This window comes from Olsenella sp. HMSC062G07 (assembly GCF_001811895.1).
In the GTDB taxonomy this organism is placed as follows: domain Bacteria; phylum Actinomycetota; class Coriobacteriia; order Coriobacteriales; family Atopobiaceae; genus Olsenella_F; species Olsenella_F massiliensis.
The window spans coordinates 1,268,574-1,288,609 of the sequence record NZ_KV806951.1 but is presented as its reverse complement, the minus strand read 5'-3'; the positions used below and the strand labels follow the sequence as shown (position 1 = coordinate 1,288,609).

The window sequence follows — 20,036 nt, the reverse complement described above, 5'->3', positions numbered from 1 at the left end:
GGCGCCCTGGCGCCTTTTCAGCTCGCGCCCGGCCTACTCCTGCCCCTTCGCAAGACGGTTGCCAACGTCTCCGCTAGGGTGGTTAGAAATGCTGACCGAGTGAAGTGTGTCTCATTCATTAGTGATATGGCCAGGGCATCGAATGCCGCAATCACAGCAAGTGTGCTCGCGGTTGCCAGCATGTTGAATGCATCGGGTTCACGGTCAACCCGTATCTTTACAAACAAGTCTGCCATCTTTCCGATTGGCGACTCGTGTTTTTCTCCTACGACAACTATTATTACTCCCTTATCATGGAGGTTAGGCAGAAAAGCCATGAGCTCTTTGGTCGTGCCACCCTTGGAAAGGACCACTACGACATCATTTTCCCTTACTGCTCCTAGTCCTCCGTGGACTGCATCACTTGGATTGAGATAGAAGGCCTGACTGCCAATAACCTGAAGTGTATGGGAGCATTTTCGAGCCGCCATAGCCGAGGTTCCGCAGCCGGTGAAAAAAACGTTACGCCCTTTGACTCGAATTATTTCTTCAAGGCACGCCAATGATTTGTAGTCAATTGCATCAGCGAGCCGTATGAGTTCCTGTCCTTCGGACAGTATGACCCCCCGCATGATTTCGGTATCCATATTTATTCCTTACTGCCAAGTACAACTACATTGGCATGCCGGACGCGCTCGCGCGTCTGATCAAAATCGACGAAGTAGATGGATCCAACGGCTCCTACCAGCAACTCTCCCTCCATGACGGGAAAGGTCTCGGAAGCGCCGATAATATCACTCCTCAGGTGTCCATCAGTATTGAGCATGGTCCACTCCTCCGCAGGATAGGCAGGATCGGTCTTTCCCATGCCATAGGCAATATGTCTGGGTCCGGGGCTGTGATACTGCCCTTCGGTAGTCTGGCGCGGAGCAATTTTATCGAGCGCCTCGTTTAAATCAACGTGCAGCAGTTCATCGCCATAAAAATTTCTATCATGCATATACTCTTCGAAGAAAATCGAACAGGTCGTATGCGCGGAAGTAACGGTGCAGATGCCATCATGAACACCACTTTGGGCAATGATACGCCTTACATCGTCAGTGATATTGTGATATGAGGGACGTCCGGCGCATGTGTGGACAGTAATTCTTGCATGCCTGACAAGCATGTCGTACTCACTTCCCAAGCTCATTTTTTATTTGAGTGAACACTGCGTCGGCGCCGATGCCCGTAAGAAGTGCAATCCCATTAATGACGCGATTCTGGATTGCGTCAGGGACTTGCGTGGTGGTAACTACAATGTCATACATGTCATTGGAGATGTTTTCCACCTCGCGGGTTACTGAGGATTGTTTAATTTGAACTTGGCTATCCAACCCCTCTGACTCAAGCCAACGACTGATTTTTGAGCGCACGACGGTAGATGTTGCGTGTCCTGCACCGCATATAATGAGAATGGTCTTCATATTTTACATAACTCCTTTTTTAAGGCGGACCCTGTGATTTCTTTCGTGAAATTACAGGTACCACCAAACGATAAAATAGTGTATTTATTTAGCAATTTTACTGACGACGTGCCGTGCCTTATTGATGTAGAAGAGCAATGCTAGTGCGACGACGGAGAGCACTGCAACGCCGGCGTAGCCACTGTATTGTGCGATAGCAAGACAGAGCGCATTAGGCCACAGGCCAGCGGAGACGAAGGACGCAAGTCCTTCGACTGAGTAGCCAGCGATTTGATATGCGCCCGTGAGGGCGGGTGCTATCCAAGTGGCGAGATAAAGCATTGTTACCGTGTAAATCGAGCAGCCAATGATGGAGCGTACGAAGTTACCGCGAAAGGCGGCTACCATAAGGCATAGCGCAAAGACGAGCGTGGGAAGGTCTCCAACAGGAAGTACCTGGTTTCCAGGCAGCACAACACCGATGAGAAGTGTAATTGGAATCATGATAATGGAAACAGCCAGCACGTCAGGGTTGCCAACGGTGAGGGCGGCGTCCATGCCAATGTTTACGTTCGCACCATTGAGATGCGTCTCGGTAAACTGCTGAGTGGCTTCGGCAATTGGCGTCAAGCCCTCCATGAACATTGAAATCATTTTTGGAAGCAGTGTGAGGACTGCGGCGGTCTGGATACCAAGGTTCACGATACCCGCAAATTCAAACTTTGCCAAGATTCCGATACCGCATCCAATTACAAAGCCGATGAGCATGGGGTTTCCAAGGAAGCCAAAACGCTTCCGTACTGTCTCGGAGTTGATGTCAATTTTACTAAGTCCGGGGATGTGCTCAAAAACCCAGTTAAGTGGTATGGCAAGCACCATACCGGAAAGAGCCATAACATGAGTAATAGCGATGCCAGGAAGGTTAAAATATTTTGAAATCAATGGCTGGAACAAATCTGCGAGCAGCAGTTCAAATAGGAAGAACGGAATCATGGAGAGGACCGCAAGTAGATAGTCGCTTGTAACTGCCCAGACCATGACACCGACCATGGCTGGTTGCCAAAGATTCCAAACATCGACGTTAAGCGTTTTGGTCATGCCCACCCAGACAAGCAGGAGGTTAATGACAATAGCGATTGGAATGATGAGGACGCCAAGGGTCGTGGAAAAGGATAACGGTCCCGCAGTTCCGCTCCCCATATCGATGATATTGAGCGAAAGATTAAAGTTTTGAACCATCGACTGTACGGCGGGAGCAAGAGCTGAGGTAAGGATTCCAATGATGGCATTGACGCCAATCATGCCAATGGCAACGGTAAGACCTGCCATAATTGCGCGAGCCGGGCTGAGTCGTACGACAAGTCCGAGAATGATTAGAATCACTGGTACGAGAATCGTGCCGCCAAGCCCTATAACCCATTGCAGAATTGCGTCAATCATAGTGCATTCCTTTCTCTGGAAATGAACTGCTAGCTGATGTTGTGACGCAAAAAAAGCTCCGTCAGATCTGTGGATGAGGAACATGCATATAGCTCGGAAATCGTTTTTTCACTTGCAAAAAGCTCCATAATCGTGCTCAAGGTGTCCACATGCTCGTGATCTTTACTCATTGCGAGCAAGAACACCATTCCCACGCGGATTATCCGTTTTGTGTCAGCCATGAAGTGGAATTCAACCGGCTTCTCAAGTGAGACGAAAGCGATTTGTGAGTTATTAACGTAATCGGAACTTGTGTGGGGAATCGCCACTCCCACAGGCTGGGTGTCGAGTCCCGTGGGAAACTGTTTTTCGCGCTTAAGTACGTGCTGTTCAAACTCTGTTTTTACGTCCCCTGCTTCCAACAGTAATTGGGCGCCAGCATGGATGGCTAATTCAGCTGAATCTGCCCGAATATGAAAACGAGCAAGCTTTTTGTCGAACAGCATTCGGTCCGCCCCCTGGATATATTGAGTACGTTAAGAGCATCTTGTTCTGAGAGCAGTTTTCTCACATTGCTCACAGAAGAGGAAATCAGCACAGTTCCTCCGGACAGGAAACGCTGTCGCTCGGTGGACATTTCCTCGATGGCGGAACGGGGCCATTTGACGAGAAAATGGTGACTTGCTGTAATTTTCAGCATGAGAGGGGTGCAGCGCATGCAGATGACGGTGGACGCGCTGCTTGCAGTTCTTAGCGAGCATGATGACTGGGTTGAGGCGCAGGTCTTAGCAGATGCGTTTCGAGTGACAACAAGGACCGTGCGTGCCTACGTACGCAAGGCTAATGACGGTCGTCAAGTGATTGAATCATCCCATCGGGGATATCGTCTCATGTCGAACGTAGATGTCAACATCACATCACTGATGGGCGAAAGATCTGCTGTCCGGCGCGATGATCGGCTTCTCGTCAGACTACTCTCACGTCCAGGCGCGCAAAACGTTTACGATCTTGCCGAGAGCCTTCACGTTTCAGATTCCTCATTGTCGGCGCTTCTTAGAACCCTGCGCCCACGTCTCGCTGAGGAGGAACTGTTTCTTGAGAAGCAGCGAGAATTCGTCTGGATTGAAGGGGCCGAGCGGAATAAACGACGACTCATAAGGCGCGTTATGCGCAGGAGTTCCCTCTCCAACTTTTCACTCTCCGCCGTCGAGTGTTCTGGGAAGGGCGTTCTCAGGTCGTGTGAACTCCGAAAGCTCGTGAAAAGAGCGCTTGATGATCATGGGCTTGCGTGCGGCGATTTTGGACTCGACAATCTCGTTGCGCATCTCGAAATTATGGAGAACAGGATATCCCTTGGCCTGGCGATCAGCGATGAGGACCTTGGCTGGGCAGAGGTATCGGACATCTCACAAAGCTCTGCTGATGAAATATGCAGCATGATTGAGGACGCTGCCGACATTGATATTAATTCGGCGGAGCGATTTTATATCGCGCTAATCGTTGAGATTAATGCGCGTAGGTGTGGAGATAATGCGAGAGGACTTGTCGATCAGACCCTCGTGACCCTAGGCGACCTACGGATTGCGCGTGAGGCTGCCGACCTACTTTCATGGACGTACTGTCTCGATGGTTTCTCAGAGGAGTTCATACAGCGCTTTGCTGCGCATGTCCACTTGCTTCTGCGCCGGATGGAACTCGGCATGGAGGTCCCCAACCCGCTTGTGGAGACGGTCAAGGCCGACTATCCTTTCATTTATGACATGGCCGTTAGAGCAGCGGAAGTCATTGAGGGCGCCTCAGGATGCATCGTGAGTGAGGATGAAATTGCATTTCTTGCATTTCATATAGGTGGATATTTATCGCAGGATCCACGGCGAGGTAACCGCATTCGCTGCGTGGTCCTCTATCTTGACTACTGCGAGCTTGGCAGCGCCCTTGTAAGACGGGTGGATGAGGTGCTCGGAAATCGTGGTGAGGTTGTATTGGCTGAGAGAGTCGCCGATTATTCACCATTGCAAATAGCGTGTGACCTGGTGGTCACTACTGCGCACGTTGACGTTCCTTCCGGCGTCTGTGAACTTATTGTTGGACCTATGATGAGTGACTCGGATGAACGCAGGTTATTTGACTGTGTAGAGGACGTTCTTCGTGAGCGACGCGGGCATTCAACGGCAGCTATGCTTCGGAACTTCATCAGGCCGGACTTGGTCCGATTTTCTGTGCCCACTTTTGAACGAGAGGAGGTGATACGTCTGCTTGCCGCAGACTGTGAGCGCAAGGGGCTTGTTGGGGAGGGTTTTGCCGACGAAGTGCTTGAGCGCGAGCGTCTGTCTCCCACCGCGTTCAACAACCTCGTCGCTATTCCACACTCGCTTCATCCGTCTGCAATGCAACCGTTCCTGTATCTAGTCATCAGTGAACAGTCAATTACTTGGGGCGAGCAACGAGTGAGTCTCGTGTTGCTTTTAGGCATACCTCCACATGAGCGTAAGTCATTCATGAACCTTTATAGTGATTTGATATCTGCGCTCGCTGATCCTATCAATGCTTCGTCTCTGCTTAAGAGCGCTTCCTATGAGGAAGCCATTGCTAAGTTGGAGGGCATCATCCGTCATGAGAGAGTTTGATGTCAGCATTATTCAGTGGAGATGCTCAGTGGAGACAACTCTTGCCTAATAAGGCGTCGGCCGATACACATGCTCCGCGTCCGCTCGCCTGTTGAGGAATGAAATGGATATACCTTGCGACAGGAAGCAATGACGCGACGGCGTTTTTAACAATCTCTGCAGCCTGGATTTCAAGGAGCAGGCCTTGTGTTCATCATGGCCATCAGGGTCAATCCACCGTCCCTGGATGGCGCTAGTCTGTCCTCCATCATCTTGGTCATCTTGCACAATCCTGTGCACATTTGTGTAGGACATCATTATGCGTGTGCCCTCAGCTATGTGGGCAGCTCTGCATCCAAAAATTGTGGGGTAGGCCAACTGACCATTCGAAGCAATATGGACTGGTGGATTTCCTCGGTTGGACCTCTGACGTCATAGAGGGCATGAATGTTGAGTAGGCCTGGCTTCAGCACTCGCGGTTTTGGGAGTACGCCTCTATGGGGATTCCCGCTACGCCGGGCTATGTCGATATGGTCACGGGGCTTGTGGTACAGGTTGCGACAAAGCTCAATGATCGTCTTGTTGAAGTCAAGCCGCAGCTGCTGATTCGATATGTGCGCGGATTGTGCTCAAACCGAAACGATGCGCACCTACCATTCGATGACGAGGTTCTGGTCGTGAGATTCGTAGGGGCAGACGAGGTAGCTGCCGGTGCGATGCTCAACTTCAATTGCCACGCGACGGTAGTCGGACCTACCAATTGTCTGATCACGACCGATGTTCAAGGTGGCGTACGAGACGAGCTTGCCGAGTGGATTGGCTGCGTTCCCTATGGCTTTACGGAGGCGTCGGGTGATCTTGGCAATCGCCAGTTCCGTCAAGGAAATGACTTTACTGAGCTCAGACGCGTAAGCAATGGCATTACCGGAGAGATCATGAAAGACTTCTTTGAACCGGTCAGTCTGTTGCCCCCTGTCGTACGCACCGTCTTACATCGTGTGTCATACGACAACGAACGGTTTTATTCTCAATACCAGGAACAGCTCGACGCAGTAAATCGCGTGCTTGCCAACGGCCCCGCTTTTGATCAGAAGAAGCTCGCAGATATCGAGAAGGAAATGCTTGGGCGGCAATTCGAACGTCACGAAGTGGACTTTACGGTCCGAATGACCACAATTGACCTAGGGGCATTGATGTTCGTGACGTTTCCAGGCGAGCTGGCAAGTGAGCTAGGCACATTTGTCAAGGAACCCTTTGTGGGGTCGGGAAAGCATCCGGTGATCATTGGATATGCAAACGCCTACCAGGGCTATTTTGTCGCTGCGCATACCTATGGCAGCACGAGTTACGAGAGTTATGTGACGTAGATGCCCAATGGATGGACTGAAGAGACGCTGGTGGCATATAGGGAGCAGTTGTGACCGCATGGGAAGAAGAAGCCCTTGCTTCGCATGTTCGGTTGATCACCGGTCCCGTCGTCGCTTTCTTTGACGTAAACGGAACGCTCGTATATCGCGACCCAATCCATGGTCCAGAGGACTACCCAGGCGAGTATGTTTGCGAGGCCTTGCGGACGTTTGCTGAGCGTGGTGGCATTCCCGTGCTCTCGACGGGACGTTCGCGCGTTGGTATTACGCGCCTGCTCGACGGGGTGCCCTTCAGAGGTTATGTCTCAATGGACGGCGCGTATGTCGTGCTTGATGAAGCCGTCATCGTTGATTGACCCTTCTCATACGATTTGCTTCGAGTAATTGTCTTTGAGGCGCTGCATGTGGACATGCCGGTGCTTTTTGAAGGGACGCCGCCGCGTGTTAAGCTCAATGTCTGCGGTGAGAGCCTATACAAGTATGGTCCGGTAATGAGGAGTGCCAGTGAAATACGCGCGGCAGGCTTAGAGTTGCGTTTTGGCAAGATCAATTTCATCGACGATGCGCTTGGGACGTATCGCGCCAGTGAGTTTCTGCAGCGCGAGCTGACCTATTACGACGTGGAGGGATGGGTGTCACGATCTCGTCATGCCGGGCGTTTCGAAAGGCGCAGGTGCCAGTACTCTTCTGGACTTTTCTGACGGTACATATGGGTGTTGTGCCATCTTGGGTGCTCGTCTTTGGGGGCTCTGAAAACGACCTCTCGCTCTTTGAGGTGGCTGACGTCGCCATTGCTATGGGGCAGGCGACTTCGCGTGTCCGCCATGCTGCCGACTACACAACCGAATGTTGCGCCAACGATGGCGTGGCTACCGCGCTTGAACGCCTCGGCCTAATCTAGTGACTTGATGGCAACGGGGCCTGGCTCTTGCATTGCGACTGTGACGCGCCAGAGGCAAAAATGACAGGCGAGGGGACGCCACACAAACACTCACTCTTTCATATGTTGTCATGAACGTCTTTACGAGGCGCTTATGAATCTTTACGCATTCCCTTAAAAGCTGCAGCCACGGATGCCGCGCCGGGTTTTCTTGCAACACACCTCCTGATAGTGGGGGGGTGCCATTGCGCGCTGGTCTGTAATTGCGGAGGCGGACGAATCATCAGGTCTCTAAGAGGACTATACTATCCGTGTAGAAAGGGAGCTGCGGATACGGCGCGGCTGAGAGGAACGACCTATTCGTTCGACCTTAGAACCTGATCTGGGTAATGCCAGCGTAGGGACCACGGCACGCGCAAAGGCGAGGGTCCCGGACACAGCGGGACCCTTTTTTGTGGCCCGCAGGAGGGAGTGCCGATGAACTGTTCTGTCGCCATCCAATATTTGCCGATGGGAGCGGGCTCCGACGACGAGGTCTGCCGCATCGTCGACGAGGTCATTGCCACCATCGACGCGAGCGGTCTCGACTACTACGTGGGACCGTTTGAGACCACCGTCGAGGGGGAGTTTGACGCCTGCATGACGCTCGTGAGGCGCTGCATAGAGGCGGGCGCCGCCGCAGGTAGCGCCGAGTCTGCGAGCTACGTCAAGATCTTCTACCGTCCTGACGGCGACGTCATGACCACCGAGCGCAAGATCGGCAAGTATCATCAGACCGATACGGAGTTTGCGCCAGCGTCTGCGGGGTCGGTGGCCTAGGTGGCTCAGGGGTACGACAGCGATCGGCCTGTCGTCAAGGCATCGCGCCGGGCTCCGGCGTCGTCCGCACGCCCTGTGCGCCGGCGAGGCGTGCGTCGCGCCGTCGTCCCCGCCGCCACGGTGGCGGGGCTCCTGGCGCTGTGGCAGCTGGCCGTGGTCGCTGGTCTCATTCCCAACTTCCTTTTGCCGAGTCCCGCGCAGGTCGTGTCCGCGCTCGTCGCCGACGCGCCGCTTCTGGCGAGCCATGCCGCCACGACGCTGGCCGAGGCGGCCCTGGGACTTCTCATAGGGTGCGCGGTGGGCTTTGCCTTTGCCGTGCTCATGGATCGCTTTGAGATGCTCTACCTGGCCTTCAGCCCCCTCATCACCGTCTCGCAGACCATCCCCACCGTCGCTGTCGCCCCGCTTCTGGTGCTGTGGTTTGGCTACGGGCTGATGCCCAAGGTGGTGCTCATCGTGATCACCACGTTCTTTCCCGTCGCCGTGTCGCTCGTCGCGGGCTTCCGCTCGGTCGACCCCGACATGGTGGACCTCATGAGAACCATGAACGCCACGTCCGTCCAGGTGTTCTGGCAGGTCAAGATTCCTGCGGCGGCCGAGCAGTTCTTCAGCGGCCTCAGGATCAGCGCCACCTACGCCATCGTCGGCGCCGTGATCGCGGAGTGGCTGGGGGGCTTCTCGGGATTGGGCGTCTACATGACCCGGGTCCGCAAGTCGTTCTCGTACGACAAGATGTTTGCCGTCATCATGCTCATATCGGCGCTTTCCTTGGCGCTCATGGGTGTGGTCGGCGTGCTGCAACGTATCTGCATGCCCTGGAAACGGGCAGAGAGGAACTGACGAACATGTCTTCTACCACTTTTAACACCGATCGCTCGACGTGCGCCAACCTTTCCCGCCGCGGCTTTTTGTCGGGCGCCGGCGCCCTGGCCGCCACGGCCGCCCTCGCGGGCTGCGCCTCGTCCACGCCCTCCGCCCCCTCGAGCTTACCCGCCGCGCCCACCAAGGTCACCTTCTGCCTGGATTACACTCCCAACACGAACCATACGGGCATCTACGTGGCCAAGCGCGAGGGCTACTTTGCCGACGAGGGCATTGACATCCAGATCGTCCAGCCTGCCGAGGACACCGCCGAGACCATGATCGGCTCGGGTCAGGCGCAGCTGGGCGTGAGCTACCAGGACTACATCGCCAACGTCCTCTCCAACGCGCCCGACACGCCCATCGAGGCCGTCGCCGCCATCATCCAGCACAACACTTCGGGCATCATGAGCCGCCAGGCCGACGGCATCACGAGCGCCCGACACATGGAGGACCACACCTACGCCACCTGGGACATGCCCATTGAGCAGGCTACGATCAAGGACGTGGTGGAGGCTGACGGCGGCGACTTCTCCAAGGTGAGGATGGTCCCCTACAACACGGACGACGAGGTAGCGGGCCTCAAGGCCAACATGTTCGACGACGTGTGGGTGTATGAGGGCTGGGCCGTCCAGAACGCGGCCGTCCAAGGCTATCCCGTGAACTACTTCTCGTTCATCTCGATGGACGAGGTCTTCGACTTCTATACGCCGGTCATCGCCGTCAACCCCGACTTCGCCACGAAGAGCCCGGACGTGGTGAAGGCCTTCCTGCGCGCGGCCAAGAAGGGCTTTGAGAAGGCCATCAGCGATCCGGAGGGCTCGGCGCGAATCCTCTGCGAGGAGGTGCCGGAGCTTGACGCGGCGCTTGTGGCCAAGAGCGCCCAATACCTCGCCGGTCAGTACCAGGCCGAGGCCCCGAGCTGGGGTGTCATAGACAAGGGGCGCTGGGCCCGCTACTTCCAGTGGCTCAACGACAACAAGCTGGTCGAGAACCAGATTAACGTCAACGCCGGCTGGACCATGGACTACCTGGAGCGATAGGTGAGAGTTCCTGCGGACGGCGGTGGGAAGAGGGGGGCGGCCGGCCGCGCGCCCGCTGCCCCTGCCGGCGCTGCCTTTGCCGACGTCGCGCCCGCGCTCAAGGCGGAGGCGCTCACGCTCTCTTGGGACGCCGGCGACTCCGTCGTCGTCGAGGACGTCTCGCTCAGCGTGGGCGCGGGCGAGGTCGTCTGTCTGGTGGGACGCTCCGGCTGCGGCAAGACCACCATCATGCACGCGCTTTCGGGCCTGTCCCGGCCGTTGTCGGGGCGCGTGCTCCTGCACGGGCACGACGTCACCGGCACGCCCGGTCGGGTGAGCTACATGCTGCAGAAGGACCTGCTCCTTCCCAGCAAGCGCATCCTGGACAACGTGAGCCTGCCGCTGGTGCTGGGGGGCCTCTCGCGCGAGCAGGCGCACGAGAGGGCCCAGCCCCTGTTTGAGCGCTTTGGCCTCAAGGGCACCGAACGCAGCTGGCCCTCGGAGCTCTCGGGCGGCATGCGCCAGCGCGCGGCCTTCCTGAGGACCTACCTCATGGGCAATGACGTGATGCTCTTGGACGAGCCCTTCTCGGCGCTGGACGCCCTCACGCGCTCCGACATGCGCAGCTGGTACTGTGACATGGCCCATGAGCTGGGCATTGCCACGCTTGCCATCACGCATGACGTGGACGAGGCCGTGACCATGGCCCGCCGGGTCTACGTGCTCGTCGGGAATCCGGCGTCCGGTGTGCCAAGCCGGGTGGGGGCCGAGGTCAGGGTGGAAAGGCCGCCCGCCGGCGTCTCGGCGGCGGACTTTGCGCTGACAGAGGGCTTCCTTACGGCCAAACGAGAGGTGCTCTCGTTCCTGCGCGCAGGATGACCGCGCCTGTCGCGGCGTCCATCCTGGCGACGTCGGTCTTGGCCGAGCAGCGTTGCGCCGGCGGCCGACGCCGGACGCCGGATCGGGGGTGCCGGGCTAGGCTCGTGACGCAAGATCTCGGTACCCTATGTCCCTCAGGAGCTTGTAGGCGCCGGTTGGCTCGCCGCTTCCGTCCGTCGAGTTGACCCAGCGACCCTCGGCGTCCAGATAGCCGTTGAGGGTGACGGCCGGCAGGTCGTCCATGAGCATGAGCGTGGCCTTCTGAGTGTCAGTCAGGGGGAGCCCCATGCGCTCTCCCATCACGGACGCCAGGTAGTTGAGGCTCAGGTCATGGCTCTCGCCTTCTTGGGCGCAGCCGTCCACCTCGTAGTTTGCCCATATCAGATAGGGCGTCTGAAAGCTCATGCGGGTCTTGGCGGCCTCGCTCTCCTCAGAGTGGTAGGCCTCCACGATCCAGGGGGATATGATGGGTTGGTGGTCGCCAAAGAAGACGAGCACCACGGGCCGGTCAAGCTCGCGCAGCCTCTCGACGAAGTAGCGCAGGTCGTCGTCGGAGGCCTGCACGCACGAGAGGTACTCGTTGAGCTGACGGTTTTCGTCCTCGCCAAACCAGGGGAGCGTGACGTTGGTCAGGCGGTCCTCGGGAATGTTGCCCAGGTCATATCCCATGTGGTTCTGCATGGTCACGTCAAAGATGAACTGCGGCGACTGGTCGGCCTCCAGCAGCTCGAGAATCTTGTCGTACGTCGCGCGGTCGGTGACGCAGCTGTGGAAGAGGGGGGCGCCTGCGAAGTCGTCGATGCTCAGGAACCGGTCAAATCCCATCTGCTTATATACGCGGCTGCGGCTCCAGTTGGAGGAAAGGCTGGGATGCATGGCCGTCGTGACGTATCCCAGGTCGGCAAATTGCCTGGCCAACGAGGGGATATGGCTAAAGTCGCACATGTTGTAGGGGTACTTTCCGGGGCCGACGCAGGCCATGGAGACGCCCGTGAGAAACTCGAACTCCGAGTTGCAGGTTCCGCCCCCGAGCACCGAGGTGTAGGCGACACCCCGCTGCACGGCGTCATGGATGGACAAGGCAAAGCCGGGACCTGCGTATCCCGCCTCCAGGACCTCGGGATATGTGGAGAGGTCGGCGAAGGTCTCGTTCATGACGCCGATAACCGTCGGCCTCATGGCCTCAAACTGGGCGGCTGCGGCCCTATGGGCGTCATCGTCCAGGAGGCTCTCGGCCTGCCTCGCGAGATCGCCCTCGGCCCGTCGGGTCGTCTGGGCGTCATAGCCTGCGGGAGCCTTGATGTCAAGCTCGAGCGCCGCCATGGCGAAGGTGGGCACCGAGCCGTATTGCTGGTAGAACATGGCCGGCAGCCACAGGTTGACGCCCTCGCTCTGGAGGTATGCGTGGCTTGCTACCGCCAGGCGACCGAACGCGAGGCAGCTTGCCGCGCATAGCGCGAGGTTGAGGGCGATGCCCGACACCTTCCGCGCGAGCTGCGCCTTGCGGGGCCGCGCGGCGTCCTGGCTCTCGCTCGTGGGCTCATCCTGGCGCGCCTTCCCGCCCCAGAGGGGGTCCAGGGCAAGGACAAGAAAGCCGAGCGTGCCTGCCGTCAGGCCGCAGAATAGGTCGGGACCCACTAAAAGCTGCAGCCCGCTCGTGATGGCGGCGGCAGTGCCCAGGGCAAAGACGTCCCCCGGCATGATGACGCCGCCGCGCTGCGTGACCACGAGGAGCTGCGCGACGCCCGCGAGCACGACGGCGCCATGCGCCACGGCCGCCCCCACGATGCGCCTTTGAAAGAGGAAGTAGCCCGCGAGCATGAGGAGCCATATGAAGGCGAGCTCAAAGAACAGGGCTTTGGCCTTGATGTTCGGCAGGGCATGCTGCCAGGGCTCCTCAAGGGCATAGAGCGCAAAGCATCCCGCCACGAGGATGGAGACGAGGTTTCTCAGCGTCATGCGCCCGACGTCGGACGACAGCGCGGCCCGCAGGCGCCCTCGAAGCCCCCCTTCCGCCTTCGGGGCATGCGACGGCATATGCATGGGGGACGAGGCGAGCTCGTTGCGTCTCTCGCGCAGCAGGCTGAGCGCGGCCGCGCCCGCCATGGTAAGGACGCAGATGCAGGGCATGGTGACGTCCTCGGAATCATACGAGCCGCCAAGGACGATGACGCAGGACGTCGCAAGCAGCAGCATGAAGAGGGAAAACCAGGCATAGGTGCCCCTGCCGGGCGCGCCGCCCCTCTTGAGGGTGATGGCGAGCGCCGAGAGGGCTGCAAAGGCGCCCAGCGCAAAGGCCAGGACAAAGATGGGTAGTTGCGTCATGATTGCTGGAAGGGCCCCTTGTCGTGCGTGTTTGCTCGCCCCCAGTATAGCAAAGGCGCCGACGTCGCGACGCTAGCTTGAGGCGCCGACCTTCGATCCCTTCGCGCCCGCACCGCCGCTCCCGGCGCCCGTCGTCGAGTCGGCGGCGCCGTTCGGGGCGCTCGTCGTGGGCGAGGAGGCGTCCGACGACCGCCCGTTGGCCGCACCGTTCGCAGTGCCTGACGTCGCGTCGCCGCCTGCGGTCGCGTCACCGGCCGTGTCGTCGGGCGTCGTCGTTGCGGCGTCGCCTCCGGCTGAGGGGGGCGTGCCCGGCGTTTGCGCGTCTCCCGTGCTCGGCTCGCTTGCCGCCGTGCCGTGCGCGTCGTCGGCGCCGGGCGCGTCGGGCGTCTGGCTGGCTGTGGGAGCAGCGCTCGAGGGCGTCGAAGACCCAGGGGACGAGAGGGGCGTCTCGGTGCTGCCGATGCCCCGGCCCGAGGTGGCAAGGCTCACGATGGCGGCGTAGACGAGCACGGCCAGCACCGCCACGACGGCGGTGAAGACCAGCGCTGTCTTGACGCGTCGTTTTGACCTGCGCCTTGCGACGGCGCGGCGTATGCTTGCGGGGGCCATGCGACGCTCGCTCACGGCCTGGCCAGGTCGCTGGCGCACGACGGTGTCGCTCGCCACGTCAGCCGGCTCGCAGTCGGGCGCCTCCTCGTCGACCCCCAGGTTGTCCCGGATCCTCGTGGCCGAGGTGCGCAACAGCCACTTATAGACCTGCGAGGCAAGCGCCGAGGCTGCCGCCGCGACGCCCACGCCGATGAGCGACCCGGCAAGGCCGATCTTTGACTGCAGCAGAAACGAGGTGACGGCGGCCAGGGCGCTCGCTATGATGGTCGAGAAGGAGACCTCCTCGGCGAGCTTGCCTGCGCCCGAGCGGTCATCGTCCTGTTGGGGGGTCCTGCCGTCGGCTGTCAAGGGGCCTCTCCCTTCCTGTGTCATGCGTGACATGCGTCATGGGTTGCGTTCCATGGTAGTACCCGCTTCGGCCTGTCGCCCCCGCCGCGGGCGCGCCTTCACGATTCCTACCCCATGCGGGCGCGGCGTTTCCGCGGCGCGCGGAGCCCCTGCCTGCGCCCGTTCCCAACGTTGCGTCGCGAGGTGCGGGCAAGGGGTATGATAGGCATGCAAGCATTACACATGCCGTCCGTTGGAGGTACGTATGCTCGTCAACGCAAGCACCATGCTCAGGAACGCCGAGAAGGGTCACTACGGTTTGGGTGCGTTCAACACCAACAACCTCGAGTGGGCAAGTGCCATCCTTGACGCCGCAGAGGAGCTGCAGTCGCCTCTCATCATCCAGTGCACCGGCGGCGCGGCAAAGTGGCAGACCTCATTCAGGGTCGTCGCGGACATCGTCAAGAACCTCGTCGAGGACAAGGACATCACCGTGCCCGTTGCCCTGCACCTTGACCACGGTTCCTATGAGCAGGTCTTCCAGTGCATCAAGGCCGGCTTCACCTCCGTCATGTACGACGGCTCGCACGAGGCCGACTTCGAGACCAACCTCAAGCGCACGGAGGAGGTCGTCAAGGCGGCCCACGCCAAGGGCATCTCGGTCGAGGCCGAGGTCGGCGGCATCGGCGGCACCGAAGACGGTGTGACCTCCTCCGGCGAGCTGGCCGATCCTCAGGAGTGCAGGCGCATCGCCGACCTGGGCGTGGACTTCCTCGCCTGCGGCATCGGCAACATCCACGGCATCTATCCCGAGAACTGGGCAGGCCTCTCCTTTGACCGCCTTGCTCAGATCAAGGCGCTCACCGGCGATCTGCCTCTCGTGCTGCACGGCGGCACCGGCATTCCGGTCGACCAGGTCAGGAGGGCCATTTCCGAGGGCATCAGCAAGATCAACGTCAACACCGACCTTCAGCTCGCCTTTGCGGCGGCCACGAGGAAGTACGTCGAGTCCGGCGCCGACACCACGGGCAAGGGTTACGACCCACGCAAGCTCCTGAAGCCGGGCCGCGACGCCATCACCGCTCGCACCAAGGAGCTCATCGTCGAGTTCGGCTCTGACGGCAAGGGTTGGAACTAGGCGTCGCGCATGACGCCGATCTGGCGTTGACGGGGGCCGGCCTCGGGCTGGCCCCTGTTCTTTGGGGCGGCGCGCCGCACGAGGGGTCGCGGGTGCGTGCGCCGTTGACGACGCCCGCGACCGGACTGGAGCCGTCGCATGGGGCTGACGGAGGTCTCCTTGGGCATGCAGGCCGCCGAGCCGGTGGTCATGCTCGTGCCCCTCGCGTGGCTGAGCGTTGCCGACCTGCGCCGCCGCGTCATCCCAAACGCCTGCGTGGCCTCCCTGTTTGCGACACACGTGCTTCTTGCGGGCGGCGGGATGCTCGTGGGAGGGTCGGGGCCGGTGAGCGTGCTGCTGACGCTTGCGTCCTCGCTCATCCAATCCGTGGCGTCAGTGGGCGTGCTGGTGGCGCTCGCCCTGGTCATGGACCGCATGCTGGGAAGGCAGAGCGTGGGCGGCGGTGACGTCAAGCTGCTCGGTGCCGTCACGTTCTGCGTCGGATGGGAGGCCGGCCTTCTGGTGCTGGCGCTGGGCTGTTTGCTCGGCCTTGCGTTCGTGGGGGCCCGCGCGCTGCTCGCGGGGAGGTCTCGTCGGGCGCGGCGCGACCTCGAGGGGCATCCGGCCGGGACCTTTGCCTGGGGACCCTGGCTTTCCCTCGCCTTCGCGATGGTCATGCCCCTTACCAACCGGGCGCTCGCGCTGCTTTTGCGCGGCTGGTGAGGAGGCGCCTTTGGGCTGCGACCCATCGGGCCGGCCGCTATCATTTTGCGGCGCGTCTTGCTAGACTCTCCCCGAAGGGCGCCTCACGCCCCGTGTCACGAACCGAGTCTTCGCACGCAACGACGCATAAACGAACGAGGGGACCTCCTTGAAGACGAACCATCTCACACGTAGGCAGGCGCTTGGGCTCATGATGGCCGCCACCACGGCGACGCTCGCCCCCCAGACCGCCCGTGCCGACACCGCCTCGGACCTCGCCCGGACCGAGTCCGACCTCAGGGACGCGCAGGCGGAGCTTGATGCGGTCCAGGCGCGTCTTGACGAGCTTGCCGCCGAATACCAGGACCTTGCCAGGGCGCAATCGGACACGCTCGCCCAGGTGGAGTCCACCCAGGGCCAGATTGACGACACGCAGGCCCAGATCGATGCCCGGCAGCGGGAGCTGGACGAGAAGCGCAGGCGCCTGGCCCAGCGCGTGTCGAGCTCCTACAAGAGCGATGACGGCAACATCCTGTCGGTACTCATGAGCTCCACGAGCCTGGAGGACCTTGCCTCCAACGTCTACTACTTTGGCAAGATCTCCGAAAACGACCGGCGGATGATTCAGGAGGTCAAGGATGTCAGGGCACAGCTTGACCAGCAGAAGGCGGAGCTTGAGGACCAGAAGACCCGGCTCGAGGAGCTGAGCCAGACGCAGCGGGAGCGGATGCAGGAGATGAGGTCTCGGCAGGACGAGGTGCGCTCGACTTTGGACGGCATGTCCGACCAGGTCAAGCAGCTCCTCTCCCAGCGCGATGACCAACTTCAGCAGATGGCCGAGCAGCGGGCGGCCCAGGAGCGGGCCGCGCGGGAGGCCGCCGCGGCACGGGCGCGCGCGTCCTCGGCCGCGTCGGCGCCATCCGGCGTCACGGGCGCGCTGGACCCCTCGGCGGCCGCGTCAGGCGCCGCCGCGCGCGTGGTCGACGCCTGTCATGCGACGCCCTCGCCCGGCGGCGGCTACTGCGCGATGTGGGTCAGCATGGTCTTTCAGAACGCCGGCCTGGGCTACCCTGCGGGCGACGCCTGCGACATGTACGACAACTGGTGCGTGAGCTCGGACAGGGGCACGCTCAGGCCGGGCATGATCGTGGCGGTGTCCACCCACAGTCATACGAGCGCCGGGCGCATCTACGGTCACATCGGCATCTACGTCGGCGGCGGCACGATGATGGACAACATTGGCTACATCCGTACGATCGGCCTGAACGAGTGGGTCTCCTACTACGGCACCAGCGTGACGCCGCGCTGGGGCTGGGTCTTTGGCCGGGCCCTGGGATAGCGTCGGCGCCTGCGACGCGCGTCAAGCCCCCCGCGCCGTCATACCACAAACAGCAACGCCGAGAGCGTGACGCACGTGGCGCCCGCGAGCACCCAGAGGTGCCAGACAAAGTGCAGGTACGGCACCCTCTTTGCCACGTAGAAGCCCACGCCGACCGTGTAGCAGACGCCGCCGGCGACCAGCAGCCAAAAGCCCGCGCGCGGCATGAGCTCCCAGATGTCCATGAAGCGCACGACGATGAGCCAGCCCATCGCCACGTAGATCAGGGCCGAGACAAACGCGGGCTGACGCTCCCTGAGCGCCACCTCGGCGACGATGCCGGCCGCCGCGACGCCCCAGACCAAAAGCGCGAGCTCCAGGCCCCCGCGACCTGCCAGCGTGACGAGCGCGAAGGGCGCGTAGCTGCCGGCTATGAACAGGTAGATGGCGCTGTGGTCCAGGGTCCTGAAGACGGACTTCGCCGACGGCGGCACCAGCGCATGATAGAGAGTCGAGAGAAGGAACTCGAGGATGAGGCCGCCGCCCATGAGCAGCGCGGCAAGAAGGCGGACGCCTCCGCCGTGCGCGACCGCCCGCATGACGAGCAGCACGAGTGCGGCGATGGAGAGCAGAACGCCCACGCCATGTGACACGGCGTTGGCGACCTCCTCTCCCGTGGAGTACTGCCGCCGCGGCCGCCTGGCCCGCTCCACCCCCGTCCGTCCGCTCACACGCCTCGCCTCCCGGATGTCCCGACGCTCGTCGCGCCCATGCCGCCCACGCCTAGCCGTCGCTGCGCGAAAAGGCGTTGCGCATGCCCTCGCTGGTGGTGAAGAGCACGGCGGCGAGGGCCTTGTCGGTCTCCTCGCGCAGCATGGCCGCGATCCGCTCGTTGGCCTTCGTGAGTGCGCGGGCGGCGTCCTTGCGCGAGAGGCTCTTGGCGTCGCGGTCGCCGTCGGCGACGAGGGCGTGGCCCCGAGAGCCCACCGCCAGCTGATAGCGCTCGACGGCGGGCTGGTTGGCGGCAAACTGAGCGTCCGCCAGGGCGGCAATGAGGCGGCTTGACCAGTAGAAGCTCTCGGTGGTCACCTGCCCGGCGTCCGTGTTCGAGAGGTAGGCGGGCGTTTCGTCCACGTTGGCGAAGAGCGGCACGAGGGCGTTGAAGACGTTGGAGCCGTAGGCCATCCACTGCAAGGCGCGGGCGCCCTCGGGCGCGTGGGGCCTCAGCTGCAGGACCGCGAGCTCGCAGTTGCGATTGATGCCGATGGGACGGTACATGCCGCGCGTCGCGCTCGTGCCCAGGCGACCGTAGGGGTCATAGGGCGTCCCCTGGAAGTGTAGGGAGAGCGCGTACTTGACGTCCTCGACGGTAAGCCTGCGCTCGGGAGCCAGGCACCAGGGAAGGTCGTCCGCCTCGGGACCACGGGCCAAGGAGAGGTCGTCCCAGCCCTCGTGAGGCGTCAGGAAGCGATGCATGTCCCAGGCGCGCGGCGTGTTGTACACGTGGTCGGCGTCGGAGTGACTGCCGAAGGCGTCGCGGGGGTTGAAGACGCGTGCCACGGGGGCGCCCGCGCCCCGCCCGCCCCCCTCCGTCGCCTCGTCGTCGGCGAGGGCGCACGGCAGCGTGAGGTCAAGGTGGTTTTGGGCCATCCAGCCCTCGAGGTCCGCCGAGCACATGAACTCCTTCTGCGCGCCCAAGGCGTCCGCAAGGTCAAACTCGTCGATGCCCAGCTGATTGGGCATGGTCACGTAGCAGTCGTCCGGCACGCGCCGGGCGATCCAATGATGTCCGCCCACGGTCTCGAGCCACCAGATCTCGTTGACGTCCGAGAAGGCGATGCCGTTCATCTCGTAGGTGCCGTGGCGCTCGAGGAGCGCGCCCAGGCGCAGGACGCCCTCGCGCGCCGAGCGGATGTAGGGGAGCACGAGCGTGACCATGTCCTCCTCGCCGATGCCGCCCGGGACCTCGGGAACGTAATCGGCCTCGCCCGCACGCCCGCGAGCGGGCACGAGCTGCACGAGGGGGTCCGCCCCCAGCACGCGCTCGTTGGACGTGAGGGTCTCGGTGGCGGTCATGGCGACGTCGGCCGCGTTGACGCCGGCGGCGGCCCAGACGCCCTCGGCGTCGTCGGCGTCGGGCACGCTCGTGTAGCGCAGGGGGTCGTCGGGCAGGTCGAGCTGTACGTGACTGATCTTGGAACGGTAGTGGCGGGGCTGGTCGGCGGGAAGCACCACCCGCATGCGCTTGGCGTTGAAGAGCCCGGAGGGGCTGTCCTCGTTGCGCGCGATGATGGTTGATCCGTCATGACTGGCATTCTTGCCAACGAGCATGGTCGTGCAGGGCATGGCGCTCCTTGCGTC

The 20,036-nt window shown here is 61.0% G+C and carries 21 protein-coding genes and 1 riboswitch; of the genes, 12 read left to right on the top strand and 9 right to left on the bottom strand.

The window, feature by feature from the left end; all coding sequences use genetic code 11:
- Positions 1-17: 17 nt before the first annotated feature.
- The 5 genes from HMPREF2826_RS09190 to HMPREF2826_RS08900 form a co-directional block, all read right to left on the bottom strand.
- A complete protein-coding gene (locus HMPREF2826_RS09190) occupies positions 18-626 on the bottom strand; it encodes an SIS domain-containing protein (RefSeq protein WP_210388996.1) in 609 nt (202 codons plus the stop codon).
- Between the two features lie 2 nt (positions 627-628).
- Positions 629-1,147 carry a YjbQ family protein gene (locus tag HMPREF2826_RS08915; protein WP_070641060.1) on the bottom strand — a complete coding sequence of 173 codons (519 nt, stop codon included), beginning with the start codon at positions 1,145-1,147 and terminating at the stop codon, positions 629-631.
- A 7-nt stretch (positions 1,148-1,154) separates the two neighbouring features.
- On the bottom strand, positions 1,155-1,445 hold the full coding sequence (locus tag HMPREF2826_RS08910) for a PTS sugar transporter subunit IIB (RefSeq protein ID WP_070641058.1): 291 nt from the start codon (positions 1,443-1,445) through the stop codon (positions 1,155-1,157).
- Between the two features lie 84 nt (positions 1,446-1,529).
- A complete protein-coding gene (locus HMPREF2826_RS08905; RefSeq protein ID WP_070641056.1) occupies positions 1,530-2,864 on the bottom strand; it encodes a PTS galactitol transporter subunit IIC in 1,335 nt (444 codons plus the stop codon).
- Between the two features lie 29 nt (positions 2,865-2,893).
- Positions 2,894-3,349, bottom strand: a complete 456-nt coding sequence (locus HMPREF2826_RS08900) for a PTS sugar transporter subunit IIA (RefSeq protein WP_070641054.1) — start codon at positions 3,347-3,349, stop codon at positions 2,894-2,896.
- Between the two features lie 210 nt (positions 3,350-3,559).
- On the opposite strand from HMPREF2826_RS08900, the gene HMPREF2826_RS08895 reads away from it, so the two are divergent.
- The 9 genes from HMPREF2826_RS08895 (at position 3,560) to HMPREF2826_RS08865 (ending at position 11,277) form a co-directional block, all read left to right on the top strand.
- Positions 3,560-5,470 carry a BglG family transcription antiterminator gene (locus HMPREF2826_RS08895; RefSeq protein ID WP_168164006.1) on the top strand — a complete coding sequence of 637 codons (1,911 nt, stop codon included), beginning with the start codon at positions 3,560-3,562 and terminating at the stop codon, positions 5,468-5,470.
- A 476-nt stretch (positions 5,471-5,946) separates the two neighbouring features.
- Complete coding sequence (locus HMPREF2826_RS08890) at positions 5,947-6,816, top strand: hypothetical protein (RefSeq protein ID WP_070641050.1); 870 nt, start codon at positions 5,947-5,949, stop codon at positions 6,814-6,816.
- A gap of 50 nt (positions 6,817-6,866) precedes the next feature.
- Complete coding sequence (locus HMPREF2826_RS08885; protein ID WP_070641048.1) at positions 6,867-7,172, top strand: HAD hydrolase family protein; 306 nt, start codon at positions 6,867-6,869, stop codon at positions 7,170-7,172.
- A 48-nt stretch (positions 7,173-7,220) separates the two neighbouring features.
- On the top strand, positions 7,221-7,517 hold the full coding sequence (locus tag HMPREF2826_RS09500; RefSeq protein WP_168163971.1) for a hypothetical protein: 297 nt from the start codon (positions 7,221-7,223) through the stop codon (positions 7,515-7,517).
- On the top strand, positions 7,445-7,717 hold the full coding sequence (locus HMPREF2826_RS09810) for an HAD family hydrolase (protein ID WP_083307382.1): 273 nt from the start codon (positions 7,445-7,447) through the stop codon (positions 7,715-7,717). Before HMPREF2826_RS09500 ends, HMPREF2826_RS09810 begins: the two co-directional genes overlap by 73 nt.
- Before the next feature lie 286 nt (positions 7,718-8,003).
- A riboswitch (TPP riboswitch) is annotated at positions 8,004-8,117 on the top strand.
- Positions 8,118-8,173: 56 nt separating this feature from the next.
- A complete protein-coding gene (locus tag HMPREF2826_RS08880; RefSeq protein WP_070641045.1) occupies positions 8,174-8,515 on the top strand; it encodes a thiamine-binding protein in 342 nt (113 codons plus the stop codon).
- Between the two features lie 90 nt (positions 8,516-8,605).
- Positions 8,606-9,355 (top strand): ABC transporter permease, encoded by a 750-nt coding sequence (locus HMPREF2826_RS08875; RefSeq protein ID WP_070641344.1) that lies wholly within the window; start codon positions 8,606-8,608, stop codon positions 9,353-9,355.
- 5 nt (positions 9,356-9,360) lie between these two features.
- On the top strand, positions 9,361-10,419 hold the full coding sequence (locus tag HMPREF2826_RS08870) for an ABC transporter substrate-binding protein (RefSeq protein ID WP_070641043.1): 1,059 nt from the start codon (positions 9,361-9,363) through the stop codon (positions 10,417-10,419).
- Entirely contained in the window at positions 10,420-11,277 is an 858-nt protein-coding gene (locus tag HMPREF2826_RS08865) for an ABC transporter ATP-binding protein (RefSeq protein ID WP_083307381.1), read from the top strand.
- Positions 11,278-11,373: 96 nt separating this feature from the next.
- On the opposite strand, the gene HMPREF2826_RS08860 is transcribed toward HMPREF2826_RS08865, so the two are convergent.
- Entirely contained in the window at positions 11,374-13,602 is a 2,229-nt protein-coding gene (locus HMPREF2826_RS08860; RefSeq protein ID WP_070641041.1) for an LTA synthase family protein, read from the bottom strand.
- 72 nt (positions 13,603-13,674) lie between these two features.
- Complete coding sequence (locus HMPREF2826_RS09495) at positions 13,675-14,559, bottom strand: hypothetical protein (protein ID WP_070641039.1); 885 nt, start codon at positions 14,557-14,559, stop codon at positions 13,675-13,677.
- A 244-nt stretch (positions 14,560-14,803) separates the two neighbouring features.
- On the opposite strand from HMPREF2826_RS09495, the gene fba reads away from it, so the two are divergent.
- The 3 genes from fba (at position 14,804) to HMPREF2826_RS08840 (ending at position 17,696) form a co-directional block, all read left to right on the top strand.
- Positions 14,804-15,676, top strand: a complete 873-nt coding sequence (gene fba / locus HMPREF2826_RS08850) for a class II fructose-1,6-bisphosphate aldolase (protein ID WP_070641037.1) — start codon at positions 14,804-14,806, stop codon at positions 15,674-15,676.
- Between the two features lie 138 nt (positions 15,677-15,814).
- Positions 15,815-16,378 (top strand): prepilin peptidase, encoded by a 564-nt coding sequence (locus HMPREF2826_RS08845; RefSeq protein WP_070641035.1) that lies wholly within the window; start codon positions 15,815-15,817, stop codon positions 16,376-16,378.
- A gap of 148 nt (positions 16,379-16,526) precedes the next feature.
- Entirely contained in the window at positions 16,527-17,696 is a 1,170-nt protein-coding gene (locus HMPREF2826_RS08840) for a coiled-coil domain-containing protein (protein WP_210388995.1), read from the top strand.
- Between the two features lie 38 nt (positions 17,697-17,734).
- On the opposite strand, the gene HMPREF2826_RS08835 is transcribed toward HMPREF2826_RS08840, so the two are convergent.
- Both HMPREF2826_RS08835 and HMPREF2826_RS08830 read right to left on the bottom strand, forming a co-directional pair.
- Positions 17,735-18,406, bottom strand: coding sequence for a PAQR family membrane homeostasis protein TrhA (locus tag HMPREF2826_RS08835; protein WP_083307379.1), 672 nt, complete (start codon positions 18,404-18,406; stop codon positions 17,735-17,737).
- Positions 18,407-18,458: 52 nt separating this feature from the next.
- A complete protein-coding gene (locus HMPREF2826_RS08830; protein WP_070641033.1) occupies positions 18,459-20,021 on the bottom strand; it encodes a C69 family dipeptidase in 1,563 nt (520 codons plus the stop codon).
- Between the last annotated feature and the right edge of the window lie 15 nt (positions 20,022-20,036).

Coding starts and splice junctions, on each gene's coding strand:
- HMPREF2826_RS08860 (WP_070641041.1), bottom strand. CDS start 13,602: ATGACGCAACTACCCATCTTTGTCCTGGCCTTTGCGCTGGGCGCCTTT.
- HMPREF2826_RS08870 (WP_070641043.1), top strand. CDS start 9,361: ATGTCTTCTACCACTTTTAACACCGATCGCTCGACGTGCGCCAACCTT.
- HMPREF2826_RS08895 (WP_168164006.1), top strand. CDS start 3,560: ATGCAGATGACGGTGGACGCGCTGCTTGCAGTTCTTAGCGAGCATGAT.
- HMPREF2826_RS08830 (WP_070641033.1), bottom strand. CDS start 20,021: ATGCCCTGCACGACCATGCTCGTTGGCAAGAATGCCAGTCATGACGGA.
- HMPREF2826_RS08900 (WP_070641054.1), bottom strand. CDS start 3,349: ATGCTGTTCGACAAAAAGCTTGCTCGTTTTCATATTCGGGCAGATTCA.
- fba (WP_070641037.1), top strand. CDS start 14,804: ATGCTCGTCAACGCAAGCACCATGCTCAGGAACGCCGAGAAGGGTCAC.
- HMPREF2826_RS08905 (WP_070641056.1), bottom strand. CDS start 2,864: ATGATTGACGCAATTCTGCAATGGGTTATAGGGCTTGGCGGCACGATT.
- HMPREF2826_RS08880 (WP_070641045.1), top strand. CDS start 8,174: ATGAACTGTTCTGTCGCCATCCAATATTTGCCGATGGGAGCGGGCTCC.
- HMPREF2826_RS08890 (WP_070641050.1), top strand. CDS start 5,947: ATGGGGATTCCCGCTACGCCGGGCTATGTCGATATGGTCACGGGGCTT.
- HMPREF2826_RS08915 (WP_070641060.1), bottom strand. CDS start 1,147: ATGCTTGTCAGGCATGCAAGAATTACTGTCCACACATGCGCCGGACGT.
- HMPREF2826_RS09190 (WP_210388996.1), bottom strand. CDS start 626: ATGGATACCGAAATCATGCGGGGGGTCATACTGTCCGAAGGACAGGAA.
- HMPREF2826_RS09810 (WP_083307382.1), top strand. CDS start 7,445: ATGGGTGTCACGATCTCGTCATGCCGGGCGTTTCGAAAGGCGCAGGTG.
- HMPREF2826_RS08845 (WP_070641035.1), top strand. CDS start 15,815: ATGGGGCTGACGGAGGTCTCCTTGGGCATGCAGGCCGCCGAGCCGGTG.
- HMPREF2826_RS08910 (WP_070641058.1), bottom strand. CDS start 1,445: ATGAAGACCATTCTCATTATATGCGGTGCAGGACACGCAACATCTACC.